The 7,278-nt window shown below is 56.4% G+C and carries 9 protein-coding genes; all 9 read left to right on the top strand.

What is annotated here, in order from left to right; translation table 11 throughout:
- On the top strand, positions 1-244 hold a 244-nt coding region (locus tag Q8L89_04225; protein ID MDP1708254.1), incomplete at its 5' end, for a methyl-accepting chemotaxis protein.
- 161 nt (positions 245-405) lie between these two features.
- Positions 406-2,616, top strand: coding sequence for an EAL domain-containing protein (locus Q8L89_04220; GenBank protein ID MDP1708253.1), 2,211 nt, complete (start codon positions 406-408; stop codon positions 2,614-2,616).
- A 200-nt stretch (positions 2,617-2,816) separates the two neighbouring features.
- Entirely contained in the window at positions 2,817-3,434 is a 618-nt protein-coding gene (locus Q8L89_04215) for a flagellar basal body-associated FliL family protein (GenBank protein ID MDP1708252.1), read from the top strand.
- Between the two features lie 7 nt (positions 3,435-3,441).
- Complete coding sequence (gene fliM, locus Q8L89_04210) at positions 3,442-4,428, top strand: flagellar motor switch protein FliM (protein ID MDP1708251.1); 987 nt, start codon at positions 3,442-3,444, stop codon at positions 4,426-4,428.
- 29 nt (positions 4,429-4,457) lie between these two features.
- Complete coding sequence (gene fliN, locus Q8L89_04205) at positions 4,458-4,958, top strand: flagellar motor switch protein FliN (GenBank protein ID MDP1708250.1); 501 nt, start codon at positions 4,458-4,460, stop codon at positions 4,956-4,958.
- Positions 4,959-4,960: 2 nt separating this feature from the next.
- Positions 4,961-5,455 (top strand): flagellar biosynthetic protein FliO, encoded by a 495-nt coding sequence (fliO, locus tag Q8L89_04200; protein ID MDP1708249.1) that lies wholly within the window; start codon positions 4,961-4,963, stop codon positions 5,453-5,455.
- A complete protein-coding gene (gene fliP, locus Q8L89_04195) occupies positions 5,452-6,216 on the top strand; it encodes a flagellar type III secretion system pore protein FliP (GenBank protein MDP1708248.1) in 765 nt (254 codons plus the stop codon). Before fliO ends, fliP begins: the two co-directional genes overlap by 4 nt.
- A gap of 6 nt (positions 6,217-6,222) precedes the next feature.
- Positions 6,223-6,492 (top strand): flagellar biosynthesis protein FliQ, encoded by a 270-nt coding sequence (gene fliQ, locus Q8L89_04190; protein ID MDP1708247.1) that lies wholly within the window; start codon positions 6,223-6,225, stop codon positions 6,490-6,492.
- A 4-nt stretch (positions 6,493-6,496) separates the two neighbouring features.
- Positions 6,497-7,276, top strand: coding sequence for a flagellar biosynthetic protein FliR (gene fliR / locus Q8L89_04185; protein ID MDP1708246.1), 780 nt, complete (start codon positions 6,497-6,499; stop codon positions 7,274-7,276).
- The last annotated feature ends 2 nt before the right edge of the window (positions 7,277-7,278 follow it).

Genomic DNA, 7,278 nt, shown 5'->3' with positions numbered 1-7,278 from the left:
CGGGGTATCGCTGGAGTCGATCACGCAGGTCGCGGCCAACATCAGTGACATGAACACGCAGATCGCGAGCGCGGCCGAAGAGCAGAGCAAGGTGGCGGAAGAGATCAACCGCAACATCGTCAATATCAGCCAGGTGGCGGGTCAGGCCACCACCGGCACGCAGCAAACGGCAGAGGCCAGCAATGAGCTGGCGCGGCTTGCGACCGGGCTGCAATCGCTGGTGGCAAGGTTCAGGCTGGCCTGAGCCTGCAGTTTCGGATCAGGCCGACCCGTCCATGAGGACGGGTGCTTATGCCTTGCGGATAGGTTGAGGATATGTGTACTATCCATAACACAAAATAAAATATTCCACCATGTATGGTTTCTTCCAGGGATAACCACGCACCGCTTGGCCTGGCCAAATCCATGCATAGGTCGGGGCGCAAGAGTATTCCCGATCTCAACCGGGAGTTCAGCAAGTTTCTGGGTATTACCAGCGAAGACCTGCATCTGCTGGGCGTCTGTCACGATGCGTTGCTGCAAGGCTCGGAACGCTTCGGCCAATTGTTCTACAACTACCTGTTTAATTTTGCCGCTACCGCAGGCGTGCTTGCCGAGTATCAGCGCAGCGGCAACTCCATCGACGCCCTGGTCAAGAAACAACAGGACCATCTGACCGCACTGCTTTCAGGCGATGTCAGTGATGGCAACGCAGAAAGGCTGATGGCAATAGGAAAAATACATTGCCATTACGGTATCGAGCCAGCCTGGATCATGGGTGCCTATTGGCTTTATCTCGATCATTTGCGCATAGTGATTCTGGGTCTGCAGCAGATGGACAGCTCAGGGCATAAACGTTTGCTGGCTGTGGTTTCCAGGCTGCTGTTCCGTGACATGGGCATGATGCTTGAGGGGTACTGGGCAGAGGCAGTCGGGGCCGTGGCAGAAGAACATAAAAAGGTGGTTGATCTGCGAGAGCGTGTGGAGAGTCTGCTCAGCAATATCCCCCAGCTTTTATGGTCGATAGACACGACTACCCAGCAACCCCTCTATGTCAGTCCCAATGCCTATCAAGTCTGCGGTACCGACATCAGCATGCCGATTCCGTGCCTGAAGTGGACTGTTCCTGACGATCAGGAAATGGTTGGGGCTGCCTGGCAGCAGGCAGTCCAGGGTAACCGGGTAGAGGTGGAGAGCCGGGTCATCGGGCCGGAGGGGCGCGAGCGCTGGTTTCGGCGCGTGTTCCAGCCGTTTACCGATACCGAGGGCAAGGTATTGCGTGTTGACGGATTGCTGGAGGATATTTCAGAGTCCAAGAGAAATCGCGAACACCTGCGTCGGCTGGCCACCACGGATGAACTTACCGGCCTTCCCAACCGCACGCTGTGGCATGACCGCGTCGACCAGGCCATTTCTGGAGCACGCCGTGAAGGGAAAATGGTGGCGCTGATGCTGCTTGATCTCAACCACTTCAAGGAGATCAACGATACGCTGGGGCACCATATTGGTGACGAGATACTGCGCCTCGTGGGCATGCGCCTGAAGTCCATGCTGCGCGACTCGGATACATTGGCGCGACTTGGCGGGGACGAATTCGCCATCCTGCTACCTGATGTAGTGAACGGAAGAGTTGATGCAGAGCGCGTGGCCAGCCACGTGACGGATTGTTTCAATGAGCCACTGTGCCATGAGGACAACGAGCTCTATCTCGGCGCGGCGATAGGAATCACGTTGTTCCCGGATGACGGAGATGACACCAGTACACTGATGCGCCGTGCCGACGTGGCGATGTACGCCGCCAAGCAGGCTGACACAGGATTTCGTTTCTACGACTATCAGTCGGATACCAACACCACTCAGCGCCTGCAGTTGTCGGGTGATCTGCGGCATGCGCTCAAGCGCCACGAATTCGAGCTGTACTTCCAGCCCATAATATCGCTTGCATCCAATCGCGTCACCGGGGCCGAGGCGCTGCTCCGCTGGCACCACCCCAAACACGGACTGATCTTGCCCGCCGAGTTTCTGCCCGCAGCCGAGCAAACCGGTCTTATCAATGCCCTTACCGATTGGGTAGTGCAGAGTGCGGTGGCTCATATCGGGCGTTGGCGGGAGGCCGGGATGGAGCTCCCGGTGGCGGTCAATGTCTCGACCCGCAGCTTCCAGGCACCCAGGCTGGTTGATCGGGTCGGGGCGATACTCGGTCGGGCACGGGTGCCGGGCCGGTTGCTCGAGATCGAGATCACTGAGAATGGCCTGATGAATGACTTTGAGCGTGGCCACAGGGTGGTGCGGGAGCTGCATGAGCTCGGGGTCAGTATTGCCATTGACGATTTCGGTACGGGGTACTCCTCGCTCGCCTATTTAAAGAGGCTGCCCATCGATACCCTCAAGATTGATCGATCGTTCGTGATCGACATGGCCACAGATGAAGGCGATGCGACCATCGTGCGCTCTACTATTGATCTCGGCCATAACCTGGGTTTCAGGGTGGTGGCAGAAGGGGTCGAAAGCAGCCATGTACAGGGTATGCTCGCGTTGCTTGGGTGTGATTTTGCGCAGGGGTACTGCATCAGCCAGCCGGTACCGGCCCCGGAGTTTGAGCGCTGGCTGAAGACGTCTCCACTCGGGTATATATAAGTTGCGACAGGCCAACCCGACTGCCTGAGGGTATTTCCCGTGGGGCTTGCGTATGGCTCCAGGTCATGCCAACTTTCCGCCGCTCGCGTTCGCATGCTCGTCAATGCCCCGTCAGAATCCCAATCTGCATTACTAACTTATTGATAAACACAGGCGCCAGACCGCAGGCGCAGGTGGTGGCACATCCCTTGCAGTAGCTATTGCAGGCGCAGCAATTATTTCAATGGAGGACACCGATGCCCGTGGATGAAGATTTGGAGTTGGACACCGAGCAAGCGCCGCCGCCTAAAAAACGTTCAGTTACAAAGATCATCGTGTGGAGCGTGGTCGGCCTGCTGCTTGTTGGCGGAGCCACGGCAGGCGGCCTGTATTTTGCGGGCATGTTGCCTGGCTTCAGTGCACAGGAGGGGGGTGCTGACGGCGTCGAGGCAAGTAAAGATTCGAAGAAGAAGGGTGCGAAGGGCAAAGGCGATAAAAAGAAGGCCAAGGGACCGGAAAAGCCGATCCTCTATCAGGCCCTGGAGCCGCCCTTTGTCGTGAATTTTCAGGATCAGTCCCAAGTGCGCTTTCTCCAGATTTCTGTGGAGGTAAGTGCGCGGGATGTGCTTGTGATGGAGGCGGTAAAGACGCACACGCCGGTTATCCGGAGCAATCTTATCCTGTTGCTCAGCAGCCAAAGTTACAGTGATATCAGTACACGTGAGGGCAAGGAAAACCTGCGTGCCAGTGCATTGGCCGAGATTAACAAGATTCTGGTAGAGCGAACCGGACAGGGCGGAATTGAAGATGTGTATTTCACCAGCTTTGTGATGCAGTAGAGCAGATATGGCCCTCAACGATCTTTTATCCCAGGACGAAATCGATGCGCTGTTAAACGGTGTATCGAGTGGAGACGTCAAGACCGAAGCGTCCGGCCCGGTGGAGCCCGGCACAGCGCAATCCTTTGACTTCAATAATCAGGAACGTATCGTGCGTGGACGTATGCCCACGCTGGAAATGGTGAACGAGCGCTTTGCCCGCTACTTCAGAATCAGCCTGTTTAACCTGATGCGCCGCTCTGCGGAAATTTCCGTTGGTCAGGTGCAGATGATGAAGTTTGCTGAATATGTACACAGTCTGTTTGTGCCAACCAGCCTCAATATGACGCGGATCAAACCACTACGCGGAACAGCGCTATTCATTCTTGATCCCAAGCTGGTATTCATCGTTGTGGATAACTATTTCGGAGGCGATGGCCGTTTCCACGCCAAGATCGAGGGGCGTGAGTTTACCCCTACAGAGTTGCGCGTGGTTCAGATGATACTGAAGCAGGCCTACAAGGATCTCAAGGAAGCCTGGTCACCGGTAATGCCCGTAGACTTTGAATATCTGAGCTCAGAGGTCAATCCGCAATTTGCCAACATTGTAAGTCCGAGTGAGGTGGTGGTAGTCACCACATTTCATATCGAGCTTGACGGTGGTGGCGGGGATCTGCATGTCACCATGCCGTATTCCATGCTGGAGCCAATTCGCGAATTGCTGGATGCAGGAGTCCAGAGTGATCGCTCGGAGGTGGATGAGCGTTGGTCACATGCGTTGCGTGATGAAATGAAAGGGGCGATGGTCGAGGTCAGCAGCACGCTGCTTGAAACCCAGCTTTCATTGCGGGAGTTGTTAACGCTGAAGCCCGGCGATGTAATTCCGGTTGATGTGCCCAGCCTGGTGCTGGCGCGCTCGGAGGATATCCCCATTTTTCGTGGTCGCTATGGAATTTCCCGTGGCAACAATGCCATCAAGGTGGTGGAGTCAGTTATGCGTCCATCGCAAATGTAATGCTAGCTACCGTTGTGCAGGAGTGACTTATGAGCGTTGATGAAACTACAGCTGACACTGAAGCGGTACCTGATGAATGGGCAGCTGCCCTGGCTGAGCAGGCCGACACGGATGCAGCCAAGCAGCCTGAAGCCGGTGAGCCTGTTGTTGAGGCGGCGGCTGCAAGCGTCGCACCTTCTCCTCCCCCTGAGGTGAAGAAGACCAACTATGCCCGTGCCGAGTTCCAGGAGCTGGATGCGGATGAGCCATTGTCATCAGCGGGTGGGGACGAAGCGAATCTGGAAGTCATTCTTGATATTCCGGTCACGCTCTCGATGGAGATCGGGCGCACCAAGATCAGTATCCGTAATCTGCTGAAATTGAATCAGGGTTCAGTGGTGGAGCTGGATCGCCTGGCCGGTGAACCAATGGACGTGCTGGTAAATAATTGCCTTGTCGCGCATGGCGAGGTTGTGGTCGTGAATGACAAGTTCGGTATTCGCCTGACTGATGTCATCAGCGCTGCCGAGCGCGTGAAGAAACTGAGGTGAGCATGCGCTGGCTGCGGGCATGTGCCCCACACGCCATATCGAGGGCTGCTGCCTGCGGTGTTCTTGCCCAGGTAGCGCTGGTCAACCTTGCCCATGCGGCTGAGCCGGCAGGCAATGGAGCGTATAGCAGTACGCTGACAGCGGGTGCTGTCGTGCAGACGATTCTGGGTCTGATAGCGGTAGTGGTGGTGATTATTGCCGCGGCGTGGCTGCTGCGGCGTGTTGCGCAGTTGCAGACAGGTGCCCAGGGCGCGCTCAAGGTGTTGGCCAGCATGCCGCTGGGTTCGCGTGAACGGGTGGTGTTGATACAGGTCGGTGACAGGCAGTTGTTGCTCGGTATTGCACCGGGCCATGTAAGCACTTTGCATGTGCTGGATCAGGCGCTGCTGGCAGAAGGAGAGGCGGATACGGGTATGCGTTTCCATGACCGCCTGAAGCAGATGCTGGGGCAGTCGGCGTCCAGAGGTACTGCCGCAAAACCGGGTAGCCGGTCATGATGCAAGCATGGACATGGCCGCGAGCAGTGTCTGTTGTGCTTGCCTGCGCCAGCGTGCTGTTACCGTGGGATGTGCTGGCTGCGCCAGGACTCAGTGCCTTGTCGGTGACCACAGACGCAGACGGAAGCCAGACGTACACGCTGAGCATTCAGGTGCTCGTGCTGATGACGGCTCTCACGTTACTTCCCGCAGCGCTGATCATGATGACGTCGTTCACCCGGATTATTATCGTACTGGCGATTCTGCGCCAGGCACTCGGAACCGCACAGACACCCACCAACCAGATACTGGTTGGTCTTGCGCTGTTTCTTACTTTTTTTATCATGACACCGGTATTCGACAAGGCCTACCAGGAGGCCGTGCAGCCTTACATGAGTGAGCAGATATCGCAACAGGAGGCCCTGGAGCGTGGCAGCAAGCCCTTCAGGGCGTTCATGATGTCGCAGACCCGTGATAGTGATCTGGCACTGTTTGCGCGCATCTCGGGCAAGGAAGGGCTGGAGTCGCATGACGCGGTGCCGTTCTCGCTGCTGGTGCCAGCGTTTGTTACCAGTGAGCTCAAGACCGCCTTCCAGATAGGATTTCTGATATTCATACCGTTTTTGATCATTGATCTGGTGGTGGCAAGTGTGCTCATGGCCATGGGTATGATGATGCTCTCGCCACTGATCATTTCACTGCCGTTCAAGATCATGCTGTTTGTGCTGGTGGATGGGTGGGCGCTGGTGATAGGCACCCTTGCCTCCAGTTTCTACGTGTAAAAGATCATGACGCCTGAAGCAGTCATTGCATTCATGGGGCAGGCGATGGAGGTTACATTGCTGCTGTTGGGAGTGGTGTTGCTGCCCGCACTGGCGGCCGGTCTGGTAGTGAGCCTGTTTCAGGCAGCGACACAAATTAATGAGATAACATTGAGTTTTATCCCAAAGCTGCTGGTCACAGTGCTGGCGATGGCGATTGGCGGACCCTGGATGTTGCAGCTCCTGATGGGCTTTACACAGCGCCTGTATGACAACATTCCCGGCATGATTGGATAGCGCCATGCGATTCAGCAGTGCCGAAATAATGTCCCTCGTCGGCACCTATCTGTGGCCACTGTTTCGCATTGGTGCTCTGGTGGGGGCGGCGCCGCTGTTTGGTACCCGCACAGTACCCATGCGGGTGCGTATCGGGCTTGCCGTGGCACTGACGATTGTCATCGCTCCGATGTTGCCGGCAGCACCTGCTCTGGATCCCTTGAGTGCAGAGGCGGTGCGCGTGGTTATTGCGCAAGTAATGATTGGCCTGGTCATGGGGTTTGCATTGCAGCTGGTGTTCAGTGCATTTGTGGTGGGCGGACAGGTCATAAGTATGGGCATGGGGTTGGGGTTTGCTGCAATGAATGATCCTGTCAGCGGCGTCTCGGTGCCGGTGGTTGGGCAGTTCTATACTGTGACGGTGACGCTGCTGTTTCTCACCCTGAACGGACACCTTCTGTTGATTGAGGCCCTGGTGGACAGTTTCGATGCATTGCCGGTGGGTACGCAGGGTATTGCGCTGGAGGGGCTGTGGGATCTGGTGAACTGGGCGGGGCGCATGTTTGTATGGGCCGTGCTGATTGCGCTGCCGGCAGTGTGTGCACTGCTGCTGGCGAATATCGGTTTTGGCATCATGACGCGCGCCGCCCCCCAGCTCAATATCTTTGCCGTGGGATTCATGGCGATCATCCTGCTGGGATTGCTGATCGTCTATGTCACATTGCCGAATCTGTTGCCACAGCTAATGGGCTTGATGGACGAGATATTTGCGTTGCTGCGTCATATTGTGACATTGCGAGACTGATG

This window comes from Gammaproteobacteria bacterium (genome assembly GCA_030680605.1).
GTDB lineage: Bacteria > Pseudomonadota > Gammaproteobacteria > SURF-13 > SURF-13 > JAQBXX01.
The sequence above is the reverse complement of the archived record's forward strand: the minus strand, read 5'-3'. Positions and strand labels throughout refer to the sequence as shown.